The 22037-nt window shown below is 61.8% G+C and carries 17 protein-coding genes; 9 read left to right on the top strand and 8 right to left on the bottom strand.

What is annotated here, in order from left to right:
- Positions 1–218 precede the first annotated feature (218 nt).
- Together AC6R19_RS08190 and AC6R19_RS08185 are read right to left on the bottom strand one after the other, a co-directional pair.
- Entirely contained in the window at positions 219–926 is a 708-nt protein-coding gene (locus AC6R19_RS08190) for a helix-turn-helix transcriptional regulator (RefSeq protein WP_500579307.1), read from the bottom strand.
- 69 nt (positions 927–995) lie between these two features.
- On the bottom strand, positions 996–1415 hold the full coding sequence (locus AC6R19_RS08185) for a VOC family protein (RefSeq protein WP_500579306.1): 420 nt from the start codon (positions 1413–1415) through the stop codon (positions 996–998).
- A 219-nt stretch (positions 1416–1634) separates the two neighbouring features.
- Here AC6R19_RS08185 and cysB point away from each other — a divergent pair, with 219 nt between their 5' ends.
- Positions 1635–2606: an HTH-type transcriptional regulator CysB gene (gene cysB / locus AC6R19_RS08180; protein ID WP_500579305.1), complete on the top strand. Its 972-nt coding sequence runs from the start codon at positions 1635–1637 to the stop codon at positions 2604–2606.
- A gap of 75 nt (positions 2607–2681) precedes the next feature.
- Here the strand turns inward: cysB and AC6R19_RS08175 are convergent, their stop codons facing one another.
- From AC6R19_RS08175 to ppsR, 3 genes are all read right to left on the bottom strand, one after another.
- The gene (locus AC6R19_RS08175; RefSeq protein ID WP_500579304.1) at positions 2682–2981 is read right to left on the bottom strand and encodes a hypothetical protein; all 300 of its coding nucleotides are present in this window, start codon (positions 2979–2981) and stop codon (positions 2682–2684) included.
- A gap of 223 nt (positions 2982–3204) precedes the next feature.
- Positions 3205–4536 carry an aminodeoxychorismate synthase component I gene (pabB, locus tag AC6R19_RS08170; protein WP_500579303.1) on the bottom strand — a complete coding sequence of 444 codons (1332 nt, stop codon included), beginning with the start codon at positions 4534–4536 and terminating at the stop codon, positions 3205–3207.
- Between the two features lie 108 nt (positions 4537–4644).
- On the bottom strand, positions 4645–5472 hold the full coding sequence (gene ppsR / locus AC6R19_RS08165) for a posphoenolpyruvate synthetase regulatory kinase/phosphorylase PpsR (RefSeq protein ID WP_500579302.1): 828 nt from the start codon (positions 5470–5472) through the stop codon (positions 4645–4647).
- Between the two features lie 245 nt (positions 5473–5717).
- Here ppsR and ppsA point away from each other — a divergent pair, with 245 nt between their 5' ends.
- The 6 genes from ppsA (at position 5718) to AC6R19_RS08135 (ending at position 15046) form a co-directional block, all read left to right on the top strand.
- Entirely contained in the window at positions 5718–8081 is a 2364-nt protein-coding gene (gene ppsA / locus AC6R19_RS08160; RefSeq protein WP_500579301.1) for a phosphoenolpyruvate synthase, read from the top strand.
- 301 nt (positions 8082–8382) lie between these two features.
- Positions 8383–8955: a L,D-transpeptidase gene (locus tag AC6R19_RS08155; protein ID WP_500579300.1), complete on the top strand. Its 573-nt coding sequence runs from the start codon at positions 8383–8385 to the stop codon at positions 8953–8955.
- Between the two features lie 133 nt (positions 8956–9088).
- A complete protein-coding gene (gene rraA / locus AC6R19_RS08150) occupies positions 9089–9568 on the top strand; it encodes a ribonuclease E activity regulator RraA (RefSeq protein ID WP_500579299.1) in 480 nt (159 codons plus the stop codon).
- 58 nt (positions 9569–9626) lie between these two features.
- Positions 9627–10469 (top strand): EamA family transporter, encoded by an 843-nt coding sequence (locus tag AC6R19_RS08145; RefSeq protein ID WP_500579298.1) that lies wholly within the window; start codon positions 9627–9629, stop codon positions 10467–10469.
- Between the two features lie 83 nt (positions 10470–10552).
- Positions 10553–12784, top strand: a complete 2232-nt coding sequence (locus AC6R19_RS08140) for an acyl-CoA dehydrogenase (RefSeq protein ID WP_500579297.1) — start codon at positions 10553–10555, stop codon at positions 12782–12784.
- 54 nt (positions 12785–12838) lie between these two features.
- Positions 12839–15046, top strand: a complete 2208-nt coding sequence (locus AC6R19_RS08135) for an acetyl-CoA hydrolase/transferase C-terminal domain-containing protein (protein ID WP_500579296.1) — start codon at positions 12839–12841, stop codon at positions 15044–15046.
- Between the two features lie 21 nt (positions 15047–15067).
- Here the strand turns inward: AC6R19_RS08135 and pta are convergent, their stop codons facing one another.
- From pta to AC6R19_RS08120, 3 genes are all read right to left on the bottom strand, one after another.
- Positions 15068–17185 (bottom strand): phosphate acetyltransferase, encoded by a 2118-nt coding sequence (gene pta / locus AC6R19_RS08130; protein WP_500579295.1) that lies wholly within the window; start codon positions 17183–17185, stop codon positions 15068–15070.
- A gap of 4 nt (positions 17186–17189) precedes the next feature.
- Positions 17190–18398, bottom strand: a complete 1209-nt coding sequence (locus tag AC6R19_RS08125; protein ID WP_500579294.1) for an acetate kinase — start codon at positions 18396–18398, stop codon at positions 17190–17192.
- A gap of 271 nt (positions 18399–18669) precedes the next feature.
- A complete protein-coding gene (locus tag AC6R19_RS08120; protein WP_500579339.1) occupies positions 18670–18888 on the bottom strand; it encodes a cellulose binding domain-containing protein in 219 nt (72 codons plus the stop codon).
- Positions 18889–19309: 421 nt separating this feature from the next.
- On the opposite strand from AC6R19_RS08120, the gene AC6R19_RS08115 reads away from it, so the two are divergent.
- On the top strand, positions 19310–20215 hold the full coding sequence (locus AC6R19_RS08115; RefSeq protein ID WP_500579293.1) for a trypsin-like peptidase domain-containing protein: 906 nt from the start codon (positions 19310–19312) through the stop codon (positions 20213–20215).
- A 191-nt stretch (positions 20216–20406) separates the two neighbouring features.
- Positions 20407–21990, top strand: a complete 1584-nt coding sequence (locus tag AC6R19_RS08110; RefSeq protein WP_500579292.1) for an MAC/perforin domain-containing protein — start codon at positions 20407–20409, stop codon at positions 21988–21990.
- Positions 21991–22037 lie beyond the last annotated feature (47 nt).

Below are 22037 nucleotides of genomic sequence, written 5' to 3'. Positions count from 1 at the left end.
CCCGAATTTCGGGGTGGCACACAGGCATGGGGTCCCCCCCAGCACACTCGGTGGCGGCGCCGCCAGCGGTAACGTCTTGCGGGACACGCCGTGAATACATCCCTGTAGGCTTGTCGGCGAGGTCCCTCTCGCCAACAGTCCCGCAAGACGTTACTGCTGTCGACGCCTTCGCATTAGCTTTCGGGGCCTATTAAACAGTGCGAACACAAGGTTCGTTCCTACACAAACGCCCTGTCGACAAACTCCGGATCGTACTGGCGGATATAGGCTTCCAGGGTCTGATGGTTTTCCAACTGGAACTGCTGTCCGGTCATTTTCAGGTCGAGGATGCGGTCGAGGCGGAACATGCGGTGGTCGTCGCGCAGCCGGCACCAGGCCAGCAGCGTCCAGGCCGCGCCCCAGTAGATGAGTCCCAGCGGGTTGCCCTCCCGCTGGGTCTGGTTTCCCTGTTCATCCCGGTAATCCAGCCACAGGGTCTGGCGCTCCTTGATGGCGCGGCGAATCAACCCGCTGTAGCGGGCCCTTTCCCGGCGATGCGTATCCGGCACCAGGAAGGTGGCCCGCTGCCGTTCCTGGTCCTGCAGCATCTTGTCCGGTAGCACCGAGCGTATCTTGTGCAGTGCCGAATCCGCGGCGGCGCCTATGTCCTCGTCGCCCCAGCCCTGCACCATGCGTACGCCCAACAACAGCGCCTCTATCTCGTCCTCGGTAAACATCAGCGGCGGCACAAAGGAGCCCCGGCCGAGTCGGTAGCCGACGCCCGCCTCGCCGTCGATGGGGACGCCGGACAGGGTCAGGGACTGGATATCGCGGTAGAGAGTGCGTTCGGATACGCCCAGCCGCTCCGCCAGGGCGCGGGCGGTGACGGCCGTGCGGCGGGCGCGCAGCAGGGTCAGCAGTTGCAGCAGTCGTTCGGATTTGTTCATCGGATTGGCGGCCGGAGTTTTCCCGGGACCATACCGGATCGGCTGGCCCCGGGGTAGCGGTGGATGGAATCAGGCCGGATGGCCGGCCAGGCTCTCGTTCCAGTGCATGACCTCAATCTTGTGGCCGTCCAGGTCGCGCACAAAGCAGCCGTAGTAGGCGTCGCCATACAGGGGCCTGGGGCCCGGCTCGCCCTCGGGCAGGGCGCCGGCGCGAATGGCCGCGCTGTAAAACTCGTCGACCAGGTCGGTATTTCCGGCCAGGAAGGCGAAATGGGTGCCATTGCCAACGCTGGCCGCTTTGCCGTCGCAGGGCGGGTGTACCCAGAACTCCGGAAACGCCCGGCCGTAGGCGACGGCTTCCGGCCAGTCGAGAATCCGCTTCACACCGAGCGTGGCGAGTACCTCGTCGTAGAAGGCGGTGGCCTCGCTGAAGCGGTTGGTGCCTATGGACACGTGGCTCATGATCGAGGGGTTTTCATTCTGAGACATATTCCCTTCTCCAGTGATTGTTGGGTCGGGTCAGCCTAGCCGTGGCTGCTGTCAGTTTGTGTCAGGAGAAGACAATTCACGATTTGATTTGCTTCCAATTGGCTCCCCGATGGTTTCACTGCTATTCTTTTCCCGCATAAACTTAGACGGTTTTTATAACTATCGGGGAAGCCGCGGCCCCTCGCGCCGCGGTGGCACTCTAGGGAGCAGGGAGAATCTATGAAGCTGCAGCAGTTGCGCTATATCTGGGAAGTGGCCCATCACGACCTCAATGTTTCTGCGACAGCACAGAGCCTCTATACCTCGCAGCCGGGGATCAGCAAGCAGATACGCCTGCTGGAGGACGAACTCGGCGTGGAGATCTTCGCCCGCAGCGGCAAGCACCTGACCAGGGTCACCCCCGCCGGGGAGGCCATCCTGAAGACCGCCGGCGAAATCATGCGCAAAGTGGAGAACATCAAGCAGGTTGCTCAGGAGTTCAGCAACGACAGGAAGGGCAGCCTGTCCATCGCCACCACCCACACCCAGGCGCGCTACGCGCTGCCGCCGGTGATCAAGTCCTTTATTTCCCGCTACCCGGAGGTGTCCCTGCATATGCACCAGGGCACGCCGATGCAGATCTCCGAGATGGCCGCCGACGGCACCGCGGATTTCGCCATCGCCACCGAGGCGCTGGAACTCTTCAGCGACCTGGTGATGATGCCGGTCTACCGCTGGAACCGCTGTGTGCTGGTGCCGAAGGATCACCCGCTGTGCCAGCTCGACAAGCTGAGCCTGGAGGAGGTGGCCAAGCACCCGATAGTGACCTATGTGTTCGGTTTTACCGGTCGCTCCAAGCTGGACGAGGCCTTCCTGGAAAAGGGCCTGTCGCCGAAGGTGGTGTTTACCGCCGCGGACGCGGATGTGATCAAGACCTATGTGCGGCTGGGGTTGGGGATCGGCATTGTCGCCGACATGGCGGTGGACGAGGAGGACGAGGACCTGGTGGCGCTGGATGCCAGCGGTCTCTTCGAGTCCAGCGTCACCAAGATAGGTTTCCGCAAGGGCATCTTCCTGCGCGGCTTCATGTACGAGTTTATCCAGCAGTTCGCGCCGCACCTGGACCGGGACCTGGTGGACCAGGCGGCCCATGCGGCCTCCAGGGCGGAGGTGGACGAACTGTTCGCGGACCTCGAATTGCCCGTCTATTGATTCTCCAAAGGTTCGATAAAAACAGAAAACGCGGCCAGAAGCCGCGTTTTTTGTTTCGATTTTTTCGCAGTTAGATCAGCTCGCCTGTTTCGATTCACTGATTTTCTTCTGCAGCACTTCCTTGGCGAACTTGAAGTAGACGGTGTAGATCTCCGGCTCCTGTCCGTCCCCCTCCACCAGGAAAAAGGGTGCGCGGTCTACATTGTACTCGCGTGCAATCTGCATGCCCGGGCTCTGCTCGTCGCGCACATCGGCGATTAGCGTCTGGTCGATAAAGCGCAGTTGGTCGTTCTCCTCAAGCTTCTGCTGCACATCCCGGCACTTGGCGCAGGGGGAGCCGTCGGCGAGTATTTTCTTGACCAGAGTAATTTTCACGGCAAATCCCTATCTCGATCCCAGCGGGAAGCCCTCTGGCTTCCCCATTGGCGCAGAATCTAGCAAAGCGCCTAATAACTTTGAAATATCAATAGTGGATAGGTTTATAACTTTCTGATGGGACTGGAATCCTGTAGGAGTGGCCCATGGCCGCGATCGGATTCCGGAGAGCCCGGAAAGATCGATTGCGGCCATGGGCTCGCTCCTACAGAAAGAAGAGAAATCAGGCCAGGAACTGCTCGACCGTCTGCAGCAGCAACCGCACCTTGGCCAGGCACTCCTCGTACTCGGCGGCCGGATCCGAATCCGCGACTATGCCGCCGCCGGCAGCACAGGTGATGCGGCCGTCGCTGGCGGCGAAGGTGCGGATGGCAATATTGGTGTCGGCGCGGCCGCAGCTGCTGATATACCCGACGCTGCCGCAGTAGGCGCCGCGTGGGCTAAGCTCCAGCTCGCGGATGATCTGCATGGCGCGCCGCTTGGGTGCGCCGGTGATGGAGCCGCCGGGAAAGCAGGCCCCGAGCAGCTCGGCGAAGCTGTGCTCCTCCGGCAACTCCCCGGTAATGGTGCTCACCAGATGGTGCACATTGGCGAAACTGGCCAGTTGGAACAGCTGCGGCACCCGGACGCTGCCGCGCCGGCACAGCTTGCCGAAGTCGTTGCGCAACAGGTCCACGATCATCAGGTTTTCCGCCCTGTCCTTGGCGCTCTGCTGCAGCGTCGCCGCGGCGCGCACGTCCTCGGCGGGGTCCGCGCTCCTCGCGGCGGTACCCTTGATCGGCTCCGTCTGCAGGCTGCTGCCGTCGGCCAGGACAAAGCGCTCCGGCGACAGGCTCAGCAGGTTGCCCTCGGCCAGGGCCATATAGGCAGAGAAGGGGCCGGCGACGCGGTTGCGCAGGGCCAGGTAGGCGGCGAAGAGGTCGCCTTCGTAGTCGGCGGAAAAGCGCTGGGTGAAGTTGGCCTGGTAGATGTCGCCGGCGGCGATGTAGTCCAGCACTCTGGCGATCCTGGCCCGATACTCGTCCGGCTCGAACTCGTGCTCGAAGGCGGACAACAGCCTGAACTCGCCCTGGCGCGGCTCTGTTTGCCAGCGCACGGAAGTAAAACGCGCCACGAGGTCGCGCATCTGCACCCGGGTGCAGGCCGGGTGGAATACCAGGTGGCTGGCGCCCAACTGGTGATCGACGATCAGCGCCCAGCTATAGAGACCGAAGAAGCCCGCCGGCAGGCCGGTCGGGCGCTGGTCGATCGGCAGAAAATTGCCCCGCATGCCGAGCTCGTAGCCGGCGTAACCGATGACGCCGCCGCAGAAGGGCAACTGGGCGTCGCTGTCCTGGGGGCAGAGTTCGCACAACAGGTCGCCCAGCTGCACAAATGGGTCTTCGCTGTCCGCTTCCAGTCTCAGCGTCTGGATCGGGTCCGCGCTGACAATGTCGTAGCGGCCACCGGGCGCCAGTGGCCGGCCGCTGTCCAGCCAAACGGGCGCGGGCAGATCGGCGATGGCCTGGAAGGCCACGGCGGTGTTGATGGAGTAGGGCAGGGAGACGATTTTCATTTCATTCGGCGGCAATCGCGGGACCGGCACCCTACACGCTTGGCAACCGCAAGGAAAGCCCCCGGCAATTCATGAGCTGCTTACCACTGCACACTGATCACCAGCCACTCAATCGATTCGCCGCTCGATGCCAGCCTGGGACATCAGCCGCGTGGCCAGTTCCTCTACCGACAGCTGTGTCGCATTGAGGAAGGGCACCTGCGCCCGTCGCAGCATCTGCTCCACCTGCCGCACCTCGAACTCGCACTGTTCCATTGAAGCGTAGCGGCTATTGGCTCGGCGCTCCTGGCGGATCTGCATCAACCGGCGCGGATCTATGGTCAGGCCGAACAGCTTGTCGCGATAGGGGCGCAGGATTTTCGGCAGCGCGGTGGAATCCATATCCTCTTCGGTGATCGGGTAGTTGGCCGCGCGCAGGCCGAACTGCAGTGCCAGGTAGAGGCAGGTGGGGGTCTTGCCGGAGCGGGACACGCCGACAAGAATGACATCGGCGCGCTCGAACTCGCGCACCCGGCGGCCGTCGTCGTTGTCCATCGCAAAGTGCACCGCGTCTATGCGCTCGCTGTAGCGGCGGTCGTTGGCGATGCCGTGGGATATACCCACGGCCTGGGAGGGCCCGCTGCCGAACAGTTTGGCCAGGGGGGCCAGGTAACTCTCGAACACATCCAGCATCAACGCCGAACTGCGGTGCAGTTGCTGGCGGATCTGGTCGGAGACGATGCTGGTAATGATAATCGGCTGCAGTCCGGACTCCGCCGCCGCCCGTTCAATCCTGGTCAGGACCTGCTGTATCTTTTCGGTGGAATCTATGTAGGGCAGGGTGACCTGTTCCACCTGCTGGTCGCGAAACTGCGCCAGAAGGCTGTGGCCGATGGCCTCCACCGTCAGGCCGGTGCCGTCGGAAATAAAAAATGCGGTGCGCTTGTCTTTTGCCATTCTGCTACCAAATCGATCCCGCCGAGTTCTGTAGGGTGGATAAGCGCTAAGCGCATCCACTGATTCCGGTGCCGATTTTGGTGGATGCGCTTAGCGCTTATCCACCCTACACCTTTTCCCCAAATGTGTCGCCGCCCCATTCTTGTAGAAAATTTACAACATTTCGATCGTTTTCTGCGGGCTATTTTTTACAAGCTCCATCCTTATAATCGGCGCCCTCAATTCCTGCTGCAGAGGGCCTTCACTTGACGAACTTCACCATCGAATTCGCACAACTGGGCATGGGGGATGTCGACAAGGTCGGCGGTAAGAACGCGTCGCTCGGCGAGATGATCTCCTCCCTGGCCGGTGCCGGCGTCAGAGTGCCTGGCGGTTTTGCCACCACGGCGGAGGCCTTCCGCGCTTTCCTGGCCCACGAGAACCTGGAGTCGCGTATCGCCGAGCGGCTACTCGAGCTGGACGTGGCCGACGTGACCGCGCTGGCGAAGGCCGGTGAGGAGATCCGCGGCTGGATACTGAATACGCCTTTCCCGGCACAGCTGGAGCGGGAGATCCGCGAGGGCTACGAGGCCCTGGGCGGCGGTGAGACCGCCGTGGCCGTGCGCTCCTCGGCGACCGCCGAGGACCTGCCGGACGCCTCCTTCGCCGGCCAGCAGGAGACCTTCCTGAATATCCGCGGCATAGACGCGGTACTGCAGGCGGTGCACGAGGTGTTCGCCTCCCTCTACAACGACCGCGCCATCGCCTACCGGGTGCACACGGGCTACGCCCACGCCGGCGTGGCCCTTTCCGCGGGCATACAGCATATGGTGCGCAGCGAGACGGGTGCCGCCGGGGTGATGTTCACCCTGGATACCGAGAGCGGCTTCCGCGATGTGATCTTCATCACCGCCGCCTTCGGCCTGGGTGAAACCGTGGTGCAGGGCGCTGTGAACCCGGACGAGTTCTACCTGTACAAGCCGGCCCTGGACGCCGGCCGCCCGGCGATACTGCGCCGCAACCGCGGCAGCAAGGCGATCAAGATGGTCTACGACCAGAGCGGCGACTGCGGCCGCTCGGTCAAGACCGTGTCGGTGCCGGAGGAGGACCGCCTGCGCTTTGCACTGTCCGAAGAGGAGCTGACCAGCCTGGCGCTGCAGGCGCGCAGGATCGAGGAGCACTACGGTCGCCCGATGGATATCGAGTGGGCCAAGGACGGCGACACCGGCGAACTGTTCATCGTACAGGCGCGCCCTGAAACCGTCCGCTCCCGCGATGGAGGCAACAGTATCGAGCGCTACCATTTGCGGGAAAGAGGCGAGGTGCTCTGTGAGGGCCGTGCCATCGGCCAGCGCATCGGCGCGGGCGTGGTGCGGGTGCTGGAGTCCGTCGAGGATATGGCGGCGATGCAGGACGGCGAGGTGCTGGTCACCGATATGACCGACCCGGACTGGGAGCCGGTATTGAAAAAGGCCAGCGCCATTGTCACCAACCGCGGCGGCCGCACCTGCCACGCGGCGATTATCGCCCGCGAACTGGGCATTCCCGCAGTGGTCGGCTGCGGCGATGCGACGGAAAAACTGGCCAGTGGCACGCCGGTGACAGTTTCCTGTGCCGAGGGCGATACCGGTTTCGTGATGGCCGGCGAACTGAACTTCGAGCGCGAGGAGACAGAAGTCAGCGAAATGCCGGAGCTGCCGTTCAAGATCATGTTGAATGTGGGCAACCCGGACCGCGCCTTTGCCTTCAGCCATATCCCCAACCAGGGAGTCGGCCTGGCGCGGTTGGAATTTATCCTGAACCGCATGATCGGCATTCATCCCAAGGCGCTGCTGGAATTGCACAGCCTGCCGGAGGATCTGCAGCGGGATATCCGCGAGCGCATCGGCGGCTACGCCTCCCCGGAGGATTTCATTGTCGAGAAGCTGGTGGAGGGCATCGCCACCCTGGCCGCGGCCTTTGCACCGAACCGGGTTATCGTGCGCCTGTCGGACTTCAAGTCCAATGAATACGCCCACCTGGTGGGCGGCCAGCTGTACGAGCCCAGCGAGGAGAACCCGATGCTCGGCTTCCGCGGGGCAGCCCGCTACCGCTCGGCGGATTTCCGCCAGTGCTTCGCACTGGAATGCCGTGCACTGAAGAAGGTGCGCGACGAAATGGGGCTCACCAACGTCGAGATCATGGTGCCTTTCGTGCGCACGCCGGAGGAGGCCGCGGAAGTCATCGATCTGTTGGCGCAGAACGGTCTGGTGCGCGGCGAGGGCGGGCTGAAAATCATCATGATGTGCGAACTGCCGTCCAATGCCCTGCTGGCGGAGGAGTTCCTGCAGCACTTCGACGGCTTCTCCATCGGCTCCAACGACCTGACCCAGCTGACCCTGGGCCTGGACCGGGATTCCGGCCTGGTGGCGGACCTGTTCGACGAGCGCAACCCGGCGGTGAAGGCGCTGCTGTCCCGCGCCATCCAGGCGTGCAAGAAGGCGGGTAAATACGTGGGTATCTGTGGCCAGGGCCCGTCGGACCACAAGGATTTCGCCCGCTGGCTGATGGACGAGGGGATAGACAGTGTTTCCCTGAACCCGGACACGGCTGTCGATACCTGGCTATTCCTTGCCAATGAAGAAGGCTGATATTTCGGCAAAAGCGGTCCCCCTGGGGCCGCTTTTTCTCTTCAACCTTGTCTTTGTCATTTCGGATAATCACACAGATTGCACAATACCGCCGGGCTGTTTTGTAGATTCCTGTTGCAGAGATATATAGAAATTGCCCGATTTTATCCTGCCATTTCTGTGGCCGACCCTCCGGCCGCACGCTAAGTTCAAGCTCCATCCCAATAACACTGTTTTCGCAGAGAATAATTCAATCTAAGCAGCCCCATCTCTCTCAATAAAATCGAATTAGTCTTGCAACGGAGAGTATTTGAGGTGAGCTATGTACTCGAACAGACGAAACAGGAGCCCATCGCTATACGCCAGTCTGGTATTTCTTCTGGTTGCACTACTGGGAGTCCCATCCGCCTGGGCCAATCCCCGGGGCGTCAATTGGTTCGATGACGAGGCCGCGTTTAATTCTTCCGGATCGCCATCGATCAGGATCAACCTCAGCGAGCAGCGCGCCTACTTCTACAAGGGCGGCAGGCTGATCGGTGTTTCCAAGGTTTCTTCCGGCAAGAAAGGCTACAGCACGCGCCCGGGGCACTTCCGGGTTTTGTCCAAACATCCGCACCACAGATCCACCATCTACGGCAGCTTTGTGGATGCAAGGACCGGCCGCGTCGTCAAGGCGGACGTCAACACGCGCAAGCACCGCCGCCCGCCGGGTACCTACTATCGCGGTGCCAAGATGAATAACTATATTCGCTTCAATGGCGGTATCGGCCTGCACGCTTCCGGCCATGTGCCCAATTATCCAGCCTCTCACGGCTGCGTGCGCATGCCGCCACATATGGCACAGAAGTTCTTTCAACACGTCCGTGTCGGTACACCGGTCAGGGTCACTTACTAAACAGAACAAAATTTCTTTGATACCGGGTGTTATCCATAGGGATGATACCCGGTATTGCCTTATCAGACTGCAGCTCGCCGAGGGAATCGCTATTATCACCTTCCGGTGACAAATCCATTCCAAGAGGGAACCCATGGCAATTTCCACTCCCGATCTCTGCGACGCCCACCCGGAACTGGTGCAGGCGGTGGAGCCGATGTTTATCAACTACGGCGGGCGCGAGCGTTTCGGCGGACGGATAGTGACCATCAAGTGCTTCGAGGACAACTCCCTGGTGCGCGAACTGGTGGCGGAGGAGGGCAGGGGCAAGGTACTGGTGGTGGACGCCGGCGGTTCCATGCGCCGCGCCTGTCTCGGCGATATGCTTGCGGAAAAAGCCTGCGCCAACGGCTGGGAGGGCATCATAATGTATGGCTGCATCCGCGATGTGGATGCCATTTCTGGACTAGAGTTAGGGGTACAGGCGCTCGGAACTCACCCGATGAAGACCGACAAAAAAGGGATCGGCGAGAAGAATCTGGCCGTGACTTTTGGCGGGGTGACCTTCCGCCCTGGCGAATATCTGTACGCAGACAATAACGGCGTTATCGTTTCCCCGCAGGCCCTGATCTGACGGCTCCCTGTCCGAGAGGTAAACCGGCGCCGAGACCAGAAAAGTTGAGCATTAGAACTTGGTAGTACCGGAATCACTCATCTACGGGCTGGTCCTGCTCTCGGCGCTGGCCCACGCCGCATGGAACGCGGTGGTCAAACACAGCGCAGAGGGGTTTCTGCAGCTGGCGATGATCCGCAGCGTCGGTCTCCTGATCGGCATACTACTCGCGACGCACCTGCCACTGCCGGAGCCGGAAGCCGTGAGATTCCTGCTGGGCGGCGCCCTGTTCCAGTACCTCTACTTCTTCCTGCTGACCCGCTCCTATCGCGCCCTGGATTACGGCACGGCCTATCCCATAGCCCGCGGCGTCACGCCGCTGCTGGTGGCTCTGGCGGCACTGCTGTTCCTGGATGAGTCCCTGCTGCCGCTGCAGTTGACCGGGGTGCTGCTGGTGAGTTGCGGTATCTTTGCCTTGATCCTGAAGGAACTGCGGGTGTCGCGGGCGGGGATACTGCTGTCCCTGGGTACCGGCGTCGCCATCACCGGCTATACCACACTGGGTGCCGCCGGCGTGCGCGCCGTGGCCAACCCGCTGAGCTATGTCGCCTGGCTGGAGATATTGTCCGGCGCCGGTATTCTGCTTGCGGTGCTGCTGACCCAGCCGCTGCGCGGCTTCGCCTTCGCCCGTTCCAACCTCCTGCGCGGCTCCGCATCCGGGGTATTGGCCACCGGTGGTTTCGCCGTAGCCCTCTGGGCCACATCGGTGATGCCCGTCGCCGCTGTGGCCGCAACCCGGGAGGCCAGCATTCTCTTCGCGTCGGTGATCTCCGTCTATCTGCTCGGCGAGCACTTCTCCCTGCGTCGGTTGATTGCGGCGCTGATTATCTTTACCGGTATCGGCGCGCTGGCATTCGCTTGAATTCGTCACCTATCATTGTCTGCTGATGCCTGCCAGCCTTTCGCGGCGCATTATTCCTTGCACTGCGGCAATCTGTCACATGGATGGTGAAAATGAGCGACCTGCGCAAAAAATGGATAACCGCCCCGCTTCTCAAACTGATTAAAAACATCCTGCCGCCCATCTCCGAAACGGAACGGGAGGCAATGGAGGCCGGCGAGGTGTGGTGGGATGCCCAGTTGCTGTCCGGCAAGCCGGATTGGGAGCAGCTGCTCAGCATGGGGCCGCCGAAACTGAGCGAGGAAGAGCAGGCGTTCCTCGACGGTCCGGTCGAGGAACTGTGCCGGATGGTGGACGACTGGAAGATCACCTTCGAGGACCGTTGCATTCCGAAGGATATCTGGGACCACCTGAAGAAGGAGCGCTTCTTCGGCATCATCATCCCCAAGGAATACGGCGGCCTGGGTTTCTCCCCCACGGCCCACGCGGAGATAGTCACCAAGATCTCCACCCGCAGTACCTGCGTCGGCGTCACCGTGATGGTGCCCAACTCCCTCGGTCCCGGCGAACTGCTGCTGGCCCACGGCACCGACGAGCAGAAGGACTATTACCTGCCGCGACTGGCGGACGGCCGCGAAATCCCCTGCTTCGGATTGACCAGCCCCGAGGCTGGCTCGGACGCCGCCGCCATGGTGGACAGGGGCGTGGTCTGCTACGGGGAGTACAAGGGAGAGAAGACCCTCGGCATGCGGGTCAACTGGCACAAGCGCTATATCACCCTGGGGCCGGTGGCCACCATTCTCGGCCTGGCCTTCAAGCTCTACGACCCGGACCAACTCCTCGGCGACAAGGAAGAGCTGGGTATCACCGTGGCCCTGGTACCGACGGATACCGAGGGGGTCACCATAGGCCAGCGCCACCTGCCGGCCATGCAGGCCTTCCAGAACGGGCCCAACTGGGGCAAGGATGTATTCGTGCCCATGGAGTGGATCATCGGTGGCCGGGAGAATGTCGGCCGCGGCTGGCATATGCTGATGAGCGCCCTGGCCGCGGGGCGGGGCATCTCGCTACCGTCCCTCTCCACCGGCGGTGCCAAGATGGCGGCGCGCACCACCGGCGCCTATGCGCGCATCCGCGAGCAGTTCAGTATTCCCATCGGCAAGTTCGAGGGAGTGCAGCGGCGCCTGGCGGAGATAGCGTCAATTGCCTATGTACTCGACAGCGCCCACAAGACCACCACCCGCGCCCTCGACGAGGGGCGCAAGCCGGCGGTGATTTCCGCGATCATGAAATTCCACGCCACCCAGGGGTTGCGCCAGGCGATCAACGACGCGATGGATATCCACGCCGGCAAGGCGATCATGGACGGCCCGCTCAACTATATCGGCAATGTCTACCGCGCCGTACCAGTGGCCATCACCGTGGAGGGGGCCAATATCCTCACCCGCAGCCTGATGATCTTCGGCCAGGGCGCCATCCGCTGCCACCCCTACCTGCTCGAGGAGATGATGGCGGCGGAGAATCCCGATACGGAAGCGGGCACAGAGGCGCTGGACAAGCTGTTGCCCAAGCATATGTGGTTCCAGTTCAAGACCTTCGCCCGCGCCTTCTTTCACGGCTGGACTGGTGGGCTCTTTGCCAGCAGTCCCCGGGGCGTGGGCAAGGCGGCCAAGTACTACCGACAGCTGAACCGCTATTCGGCGGTGCTGACCCTGGTGACGGAAATGGCACTGATGTCCCTCGGTGGCGAACTGAAACGCAAGGAACAGATCTCCGCGCGTCTCGGTGACGTACTGAGCGATCTGTACCTGCTCAGCTGCACCCTGAAGCGCTTCAAGGACGACGGCAGCCCGAAGGAGGACAGGCCGCTGCTGGAGTTCGCGATGCGCGCCGGCCTGCACCGGATCGAGGCCAGCCTGCTGGAGGTGTTCCAGAACTTCCCGCACCGCTTCCTCGGCCAACTGATGCATTTCCTCACCATGCCCTGGGGCCACAGTATCAACCCCGCGTCGGACCGCCAGGCGCAGGCCTGCGCAGAACTGCTGATGGAGCCGTCGGATACCCGCGATCGCCTGACCAGGGGCGTCTTCCTCGGCAACCCCGGCGACGGCGTCGACCTGGTGGAACAGGCCTTCAACAAGGTCTGTGCCACAGAGGAGGCCAGGGACAAGCTGAAGAAAGGCGGCATCCGCACCCTCAATCGCCAGAGCATCGACGAGGGACTGGAGAAAAAGCTGATCAACGAAGAGGAGGCCGAGCAGTTGCGGGACGCCGCCGACGCGGTGGATATGGCGATCCAGGTGGATCACTTCGATCATCTCGGCAAAGCCCCGTAACAAGCTCCCCTCTCCCGCTTGCGGAAGAGGGGCCGGGGAAGAGGGTTCCATCCGGTGGCACTGAATTCCGACGAAAAAACCCAATACTTCGACTGCGCCGAAAAGTGCGTGGACGCGGTGTTGGAGAAAGTGGGCAAGCGCATAGTGCTCGGGCTGCCACTGGGCGTCGGCAAGGCCAATCATTTCGCCAACGCCCTCTACGCCCGCGCTGCCGCCGATCCCTCCATCTCCCTGACCATTTTTACCGCGCTTACCCTGGAGCGGCCCATCGGCCACGGCGAACTTGCTCGCCGCTTCGTACAGCCGCTTCTGGACCGCCTCTACAACCGCTATCGGGACCTGGGCTACACGCCGGCGCGGCACAAGGGGATACTGCCGGACAATATCGAGGTATGCGAATTCTTTATGCAGCCCGGCAGCTACCTGGGCAATGGCCCGGCCCAGCAGAGCTATGTGAGTTCCAATTACACCCATGTGCCGCGGGACCTGCTGGACCGCGGCGTCAATGTGATTGCGCAGATGGTGGCGCCAAATGCCGGGAGCGACAGTTACAGCCTCAGCTGCAATCCGGACCTGACGATTCCAGTACTGAAACTGGCGCGCGAGCGGGAAAACTACCAACTGCTGCTGGTGGGGGAGGCCAACCCACAGCTGCCCTATCTGGGCGGCGACGCGGAAGTTCCGTCGAGCGAATTCGCCTTTATGCTCGAGGGCGAAACCTTCGACACGCCGCTGTTTCCGGCACCTTCGCTGCCGGTCGGTTTCACCGATTATGCCCTGGCTTTCCATATCGCCAGCCTGGTGGCCGACGGCGGCACGCTGCAGGTGGGCATTGGCGCCCTCGGTGATGCCATCTGCCACGCGCTGCGCCTGCGGCAGACGGACAATGACGAATACCGCAATATGGTGCGCGACCTGACCAGTGACGACTCGCTGCAACTGCGCCAGAAGCTGCCGCCGCAACTGGAGCTCTTCCGCCGGGGGCTCTACGGCGCCAGTGAAATGGTGCCGCCGGGCTTCCTGCACCTGCGCCGCGCGGGGGTGCTGAAGCGGGAAGTCTACCCGGATGCGGCCCTGCAGCGGCTGCTGGACAGCGACGAGATCTCCACCACGGTCAACGAGGAGATACTGCTGGCGCTGAAGAACTGCGGCCGTATCCACTGCCCGCTGACGCCGACGGATACTCAACTGCTGCAGCAGCTCGGCATTGTCGATCCCAGCTACAGCTGGCGCGGGCACAAGCTGCTGAACCCCCAGGGGGAAGAGGAGGAGTGCGACCTGCACAGCGAGCACGGGCGCCGGCGCCTGCTCGGCAGTTGCCTGAACAAAAAACTGCGCGGCGGCACCTGGCTGCACGGCGGCTTCTATCTCGGTCCCGAATTCATGTACCGGGAGCTGCGCGAACTGCCGGAGGACGAACAGGCCGGCATCAGCATGACGTCCATCGACTTTATCAACGACCTGCAGGGAATGCGCGAGCTGAAAGTTGCCCAGCGGCAGAAGGCACGTTTTGTGAACTCGGCGATGATGGTGACCCTGAGCGGCGCGGTCATCTCCGACGGTCTGGCGGACAACCAGGTGGTCAGCGGGGTAGGGGGCCAGTACAACTTCGTCGCCCAGGCCCACGAGCTGCCCGGCGGTCGCTCGATTATCGCCCTGCCAAGCACGCGCCTCAGCGACGGCGAGCGCAAGAGCAATATCGTCTGGGAGTATCCCCACTGCACCATCCCCCGGCACCTGCGCGATATTGTCGTCACCGAATACGGCGTCGCCGACCTGCGCGGCAAATCCGACCGCGATGTGATGACGGCGATGCTGTGTATCTGCGACTCCCAGTTCCAGGGGGGACTGCTGGAAAAGGCCAAGAGCGCAGGCAAGGTGGAGAAGGATTACGCGATTCCACTGGAATTCACTGCCAATACACCGGATAGGATTGACGCGGCCTTCAATGAAGAGAAGCGCCTGCAGCTGCTGCCCTATTTCCCGCTGGGCAGCGACTTTACCGACGAGGAGGCGCTGCTCGCCATAGCCCTGAAGCAGCTGAAGGCCGGCAGCAAAAAATGGTGGAAGATACTGCCGCTGGTCCGGGAGGGGCGCCGCGCCTGGAAGGATCACTCAGAAGGGAACGCCTGGATACACCGCTGCCTGGAGCGGATGGAATTCGAACGCACCGATACCTTCGAACACCGCCTGGAGGCCTATACAGTGGCGGGGGCGCTACGCCGGTATGTCGACCGGCGCCGGCCGCTGCGGTGGGATTGAGCGAGCGATCGGAGCTTTCTATCATGCGGCCTGGATGGCGGTCAGGGCGATGGTGTAAACAATGTCGTCGACCAGCGCGCCGCGGGAGAGGTCGTTGACCGGCTTGTTAAGCCCCTGCAGCATCGGGCCTATGCTGACCAGGTCCGCGCTGCGTTGCACCGCCTTGTAGGTGGTGTTGCCGGTGTTCAGGTCGGGAAAAATCAACACCGTCGCGCGACCGGCCACCGAACTGCCGGGAGCTTTCTCCTGCGCCACGTTTTCCATCACCGCCGCGTCGTACTGCAACGGCCCGTCGATCACCAGGTCGGGGCGTTTGTTCCGCGCCAGCCGCGTGGCTTCGCGCACCTTCTCCACGTCCGAGCCGGAGCCGGAACTGCCGGTGGAATAGCTGATCATCGCCACCCGCGGCTCAATGCCGAAGTATTCCGCCGAGTCCGCCGACTGTATCGCTATCTCCGCCAGTTCCTCCGCATCCGGATCCGGGTTGATGGCGCAGTCGCCGTAAACCAGCACCTGCTCCGGCAGCAGCATGAAGAATACCGAGGACACCAGCTTGGCACCCGGCGCCGTCTTGATCAGTTGCAACGCCGGGCGGACGGTGTTGGCGGTGGTGTGTACGGCGCCGGATACCAGGCCGTCCACCTCGCCCTGGGCCAGCATCATGGTGCCCAGCACCACATTGTCCTGTAGCTGCTCGCGGGCCACCACTTCGGTCAGCCCCTTGGCCCGGCGCAGGGCCACCATCGGCTTGACGTACTTTTCCCGCACACTGGCCGGCTCGATGATCTCCACCTTGTCACCCAGCTGCAGCCCCTGCTGTTCCACCACCCGGTGAATGTCCCGCGCTGAGCCGAGCAGTAACGGCCGCGCGATGCCTCGCTCGGCACAGGTCAGCGCGGCGCGTATCGTGCGCGGCTCTTCGCCCTCCGGCAGCACTATGCGTTTGTTGGCGGCGCGCGCCCGTTCACTCAGGTAGTAGCGGAATGCCGGTGGCGACAGGCGTTTGGGTCTGGTGGACGCCTCGCCGAGGGATGCCAGCCAGCGGCTGTCCAGGTGGCCGGCGATAAAATCCTGCACCCGCTCGATGCGCTCCGGGTCGTCGGCGGGGGTCTTGTTGTTGAACGACTGCAGCTGCAGTGCGGTCTGCCAGGTATTCCTGTGCACCAGCATCACCGGCAGTCCGGTCTCCAGTGCCGGCGCGCAGAGCCTGTGCACCATCGGCTCCAGCCGGTAGCCGCCGGTCAACAGCAGGCAGCCGATTCCGACGCCGTTCATCGCCGCCAGGCAGGCGGCCACTATCACGTCCGGCCTGTCGCCGGATGTCACCAGCATGGCGCCCGGGGTAAAGTGGTAGACCATGTTGCCGAGTGAGCGGGAGCAGAAGGTGATACTGCGCAGGCGACGGCTTTCCAGTTCGCCGTAATTGACGATCTCGGCATCGAAATGATCCGCCAGGTCCCGCGCCCGCGGCGCCAGTAGTTCCGCCTCCCAGGGAATTGCGCCGACGATGCGCAACGGGCTCTCGCCATAGAGCGCTTGGATGTCCAGGTCGCCGCGGCGCCGTTGCGGGCCCTCGAAGACGCCGGTGATATCGGCACCGGGCGCATCGGGCAGCTGCGGCGGCGCCCCCACCTTGTTGATGATACAGCCCACCACCCGTTTCGAGACGCGGCCGCCGAATTCGGCGGCGGCGTATTCCAGCCGCTCCTTTAACTGCAGGGCGGAGTCGCGCTGGGGCGACGCCACCAGCACCAGTTCCGCGTCCAGGGCCTTTGCCAGTTGGGAGTTGAGGTTACCCGCGTAGTGGTTCTCCGCACTCGGCGGCAGCCCCTCTACGATGATCACATCCGCGCTGCCGGCGACTTTGCTGAAGCGGGCCAGTATTTCCTCCAGCAGTTCGGCCATCTGGCCCCTGGAAATCATCGCCTCCACATGCTGGTTGCCGAAGGCGTTCGGAATATCCAGGGACGACACCTTGCGCAGTATTTCCGTCGAGCGCTCGCCGCCGGGGGCTTCGGTAATCGGCTTGAAGAAGCCCGCGCTGACCCCGTTGCGCTCCAGCGCGCGAATGATTCCCAGGGTGACGGAAGTGATGCCGACGCGGGCACCGAGGGGGATCACCATGATGGTGCGCGACACGACACTAGCCCCGCGCTCTCGCCAGCTCGGCCGCATCCCGCGCGATGATCCACTCCTCATTGGTGGGGATCACCAGGGCCACGGCGCAGCCCTCGGCGCTGATCTTTCCCTCTGCACCATCACAGGTTCGCTCGTTGCGATTGCGGTCGAGGACAAACCCCAGATGCGGCAACTGCTGCAGTACCCGACCGCGCACCAGGGTTGAGTTCTCGCCGATGCCGCCGGTGAATACCAAAGCGTCGACCCGCTGCAGTGGCACCGTATAGGCGGCGATGTATTTGGCCAGGCGGTAGCAGAAAATTTCCAGCGCCAGCGCTGCGCCGCGGTGGCCGTCGGCGGCGGCGCGCTCCAGCTCGCGGCAGTCGTTACTGAGTCCGGAGATACCGAGCAGGCCGCTTTCGCAGTTGAGAAGGCGGTCGATCTGTTCCATGTCGAAACCCAGCGACCGTGCCAAGTGTATCAGGATACCCGCGTCCAGGTCGCCGCAGCGGGTGCCCATGACCAATCCTTCCAGTGGCGTCAGGCCCATGCTGGTATCGACGCTGCGACCGTTTTTCACCGCAGCCAGCGAAGCGCCGTTGCCCAGGTGCGCAGAAATGATATTTGTCTCCCGCAGCGGTTTTCCGAGCAGCGCGGCCGCGCGCTCGCTCACGTAGCGATGGCTGATGCCGTGCATGCCGTAGCGGCGGATGTGCTGCTCGCGGTAGAGGGCGTAGGGCAGGGCGTAGAGATAGGCGCACTCCGGAAGGGTGCGGTGAAAGGCGGTGTCGAACACCGCCACCTGGGGCAGCGCCGGAAAGGCGGACACAGCCGCGCGAATCCCCTGCAGGCCGGCGGGGTTGTGCAGCGGGGCCAGTGCCGAACACTCCTCGATCGCGTTGATGACTCCTTGGTCGATCAGGACCGAACGGGCAAAATGTTCACCGCCGTGCACCACCCGGTGCCCGACCGCGATAAGGTTGGCCTTGAATTCGGGAACCTCCTCCAGCAAGTCCCCGACCAGCAGTTCGACCAGTGCTTCGTGGCCGGTGCCGCTGTCGAGACCGCGGCACCGGCTGTGCCCGCGGTACTCCCATTTCAGTCGCGGTTCCACGGTGCCGAGGGATTCACCGATACCGCCCAGGTACTGTTCGCCGCTGTCGGTATCCAGCAGCGCAAACTTCAGCGAGGAGCTACCGCAGTTCAGGACCAGGATACAGCCGGAATCAGGCATGGGATGCGCCAAACATAGTCAGCCATGCTTTATAGGCTAGACCAGTCCGGCGCCTTCTTTTCAGCGGAACAAAATAAGGGCCGCAAAGCGGCCCCGATATGATTGCAGGAACATAAGGCGATTCCTGCCTGAGTGGCTCTCCCGCTAGTTCCCCCTCTCCGGCACAAACTTGGACAGCAGGCGGATATAAGCCACCTGATAATTGTTGCGGTTCTCTGTTACCGCCCAAGAATTCAGCGGTCAACTGGTCCTGAAATCGAGATTGTAGTGGTCAAGTGGTCAGGAAGCCGATGCTGACCTGGCCATCGACACCGATGGTGCCGTTGTAAGCCGCCGGCCCCACCACATAGTAACTGCCCGAGTGGGAATTCATGATGCCGTTCCAGATCTGGGTGATCTCGGCGTCCAGGTTGAGCTCCACCGCCCAATCGGAAAGCGGTGCCGGCTTATCATTGAGCAAGAAAATCTCAGCCTGGGCGCCGCCCCCCAGTCACTGACGATACTCATGTTTGCCTGGGCGGCGAATACAGATGGCGCCGCAAGGCACAAACTGAACAACGTACAATTCGGCGATAACTGCATGATTCCGGTCTCCTTTTTTGGCCGAACGGGGCGGGGGTCACGAATGGGCGATGGGTGTGCCGCTTACTACCGGCGCAACGGAATTGATGCCAACTGAGTCGATGCCACCGGAAGTAATTGGTGTGCGGCATGTGGACCACCGACCTTTATAGGAAAATAATTTCAAGTATCAAATCAAACCATGTTTTCGTACCAATAAAAATGCAATTTTCGGGTATTTTTTTATTGTGTTTTTGCCGGCTTTGGGTTTAGCTGATGCTCCTGCCAGCGCACTCGAAAGCGCCGAGTTGAGCAGCTAACCGCAAACAAAATACCAGGGAGGTGACCCCATGGGTTTGACCCGCCAGGATGTGGAACCGCTGTTGGAAACCGTCAGCCCCTGGCTGTCGAAGCCGAACATTGTCGGCCTGCATGTCGGCCGCAAGGAGGTGGGCGGCCAGCAAACCGAAGACTGGGCTATTGTGGTCCACGTCATCGAAAAGAAAACTCCAAACCAGCTCGGGGCAGGGGATTTTCCCATTCCTTCCTCGGTGGAGTTGCATCTGCCCCGCAGGGACGGCGGCGTGAACGTGGTCCAGGTGCCCACCGATGTGGTGGAAAGCGGACCTGTCGAGAGCCAGGTGCTGGATCAGAAGAAAAGGCCTTGTCCCGGCGGCTTCCAGATCCAGGGCAGCGGCATTGACGGTACTGGCACCCTGGGGGTCAATATCGTCTGGGGCGGGCGCTATCGACTTCTTACCAACAATCACGTCATCGCCGACAACGGCGCCGCCGGTAGTACTGTGTGGCAGCCCGTGGACGATTTGGGCAACAGCCTGGCAAAACTTACCAGCTATATACCTGTCACCGTCTATCAGAACCAAAACCAGAACAACCCGGTGTTCAATACCCACGACCTCGCCTGGTGCGACATCGAGCCCGATGCCGGAGCGGCCAGTATCTATTACCTGGGGACTCCCACAGGCGTACGCGCCCCTCGCCTCGGCGAGCGAGTGCGTATGGTGGGCAAGCAAACCGGGGAGATGCGCCACGCCCATATCCAGAGTCTCACCTTCCGTGTGACGTTGGCGGATTTTGGGGGCTGGGTCTGGTACAAGAACCAGGTACAACTGGATGCACCGATCTCTCAGGCCGGGGACTCAGGATCGGCCTACGTGGGGGACGACGGTATGGTGGTCGGCCTGCATGTTGGCAGTAGTGCGCTCAACTCTTTCGGCTGCCCACTTGTCTTTTAATGAGTTTCCTCATCATCTGTATTGGCGCTGCCCGTGCCTGAAGTGGGTCGCATATGTGTCGTGTGATTAGGGTAGTAAACCGTACCTCGCACAAAGAGGAGCCTGAGTTCCCGGCCAGGGCGGAATAACAAAACGAGGTAGCTATTTTAAATCGGGGGGATTACCGATCTTGCAACAACAAGGAGCAGGTTATGAACTCGATACCCGGATCCGATGTGCTGGGGTTTGGATTTAATATTTTAGGCGAGTACGATACTTCGTCTATCACTTCAAAGCTGTTTGTGCATCACAATCAGGATGCCTCGGAATATACTTACCCACCCACCGGTATCAGCTACCAGGTGCCGGACAATACCTCGGTAGTGGAATACACCCATACCACCGGCGGCACCCAGGTATTTACTACCCGCCAGCAGTTCCAGAATTACTTTTCCACCAGGGCGGGGGTCAGCGCTTCCTACGGGGCCTTCAGTGGCGAGTTTAATATGGCTTACTCGCAGACCTTCAATACCGATAAATCCTATTACTACGGTTTATCTGAATCCGATTTCACCGCCTGGCAGCTGATACTCGAGGACCAGTCATCCAGCTGGCTCTCGCCGGAGTTTACCGACGATCCGACGGTGCAGAATCTGCCGGCGGAATTCACGCCGGAAAACCAGGCCGACTTTTTCGCCATGTTTAGAAAGTTCGGCACCCACTTTATCAGTAAGGTGATCGCCGGCGGCAGTATGGATTACTTCGTCGCGGTGGAGAAGTCCTTCAGCAGCAGCGAATACACCGTGGAAGCGGATGTCAGCCTGGAATACAAGGCGGTATTTTACTCCGCCAAAGCTGAGGCCGAGGCGGAATGGCAGCAGCTGGGACAGAGCTGGGCCGATAGTCGTATCGTCAAGGTGGATGCATCCGGCGGTGATACCAGTGTCCTGAACGCGCTCTCGCCGGGTTATGGCGATAGCGACAGCGATGTATTCAACAGCTGGTCCCAGTCGGTGATGCAGAATCCGGCTGTCGTGAATTTTGAGCTGCGTCCACTATCAGTGCTCTTTTCCGGAAACAGGGCGGAAGCCGTCAACGAAGCCCTGGAGGCCTATACCAACGGCGCCCTGTTGGGCACCGCCCGCGCCGACTACACACCCGGGCACGGTCCCGACGGGGGCAACTTCACCACTTCGTCGAGTATCCTGATGTGCGGAAACGTGATCAGGCCCAATCCGCCGGTGAACCCGCCGTCGCCCACCGTGTGGCACTGGGGCAATGGCCAGGATGTGGTAGTGCCGGTTAGCGGCTTCCAGATAGCCCTGTTCGATCCGGACACCCTTGACGTGATCATGAGCCACATCTACTACCTGGATAACGAGAGCCTCGAGTGCGAACAGCGGATATACCCGGAGATCATGCGGGATATAACCGGTGTGTCCCAGGACAACTATATTTGTGCAGTGACGGCTTTTGCCGTGGACCTGATGAACTACCCCTCCGAAGACTTCGCCACCTGGTTGGCCTCCTGTGGTGCATCTCTGTCGGGCTGGAGAAAATACATCGGTTTCACCGGTTCGCCGGGCATGGTGTCCTACGTGTGTATTGGCAAACGGGGCCTGATGCCGGGCAATGCGGTGGAGAGCTTCGCCATGACCACTGACTGGGCGGACGCCCCCTGGACGGTTGGGAATATCGATGCCACTGCTGAGGTCCTGTTATACGCCAACAGTCACTTTATCGAACAAGAGACTGCGACGGAAACAGCTGTGGTGGAGGCAGAGCCCGTCGTCTGAACGGCGTCGCAGTGGGGGCCGGCGCCCCCACTGCGCGCAAATTCCTT

This window comes from Microbulbifer sp. SE14 (genome assembly GCF_059834885.1).
Note: the sequence above shows the minus strand (reverse complement) of the source record. Positions and strands in the feature narration are given on the sequence as shown.

Bases quoted from the DNA above. Each gene is read 5' to 3' on its own strand.
- AC6R19_RS08110 (WP_500579292.1), top strand. From the start codon at position 20,407: ATGAACTCGATACCCGGATCCGATGTGCTGGGGTTTGGATTTAATATT.
- AC6R19_RS08125 (WP_500579294.1), bottom strand. From the start codon at position 18,398: ATGCCTGATTCCGGCTGTATCCTGGTCCTGAACTGCGGTAGCTCCTCG.
- AC6R19_RS08115 (WP_500579293.1), top strand. From the start codon at position 19,310: ATGGGTTTGACCCGCCAGGATGTGGAACCGCTGTTGGAAACCGTCAGC.
- AC6R19_RS08155 (WP_500579300.1), top strand. From the start codon at position 8,383: ATGTACTCGAACAGACGAAACAGGAGCCCATCGCTATACGCCAGTCTG.
- AC6R19_RS08185 (WP_500579306.1), bottom strand. From the start codon at position 1,415: ATGTCTCAGAATGAAAACCCCTCGATCATGAGCCACGTGTCCATAGGC.
- ppsR (WP_500579302.1), bottom strand. From the start codon at position 5,472: ATGGCAAAAGACAAGCGCACCGCATTTTTTATTTCCGACGGCACCGGC.
- AC6R19_RS08190 (WP_500579307.1), bottom strand. From the start codon at position 926: ATGAACAAATCCGAACGACTGCTGCAACTGCTGACCCTGCTGCGCGCC.
- pabB (WP_500579303.1), bottom strand. From the start codon at position 4,536: ATGAAAATCGTCTCCCTGCCCTACTCCATCAACACCGCCGTGGCCTTC.
- AC6R19_RS08140 (WP_500579297.1), top strand. From the start codon at position 10,553: ATGGTGAAAATGAGCGACCTGCGCAAAAAATGGATAACCGCCCCGCTT.
- cysB (WP_500579305.1), top strand. From the start codon at position 1,635: ATGAAGCTGCAGCAGTTGCGCTATATCTGGGAAGTGGCCCATCACGAC.
- rraA (WP_500579299.1), top strand. From the start codon at position 9,089: ATGGCAATTTCCACTCCCGATCTCTGCGACGCCCACCCGGAACTGGTG.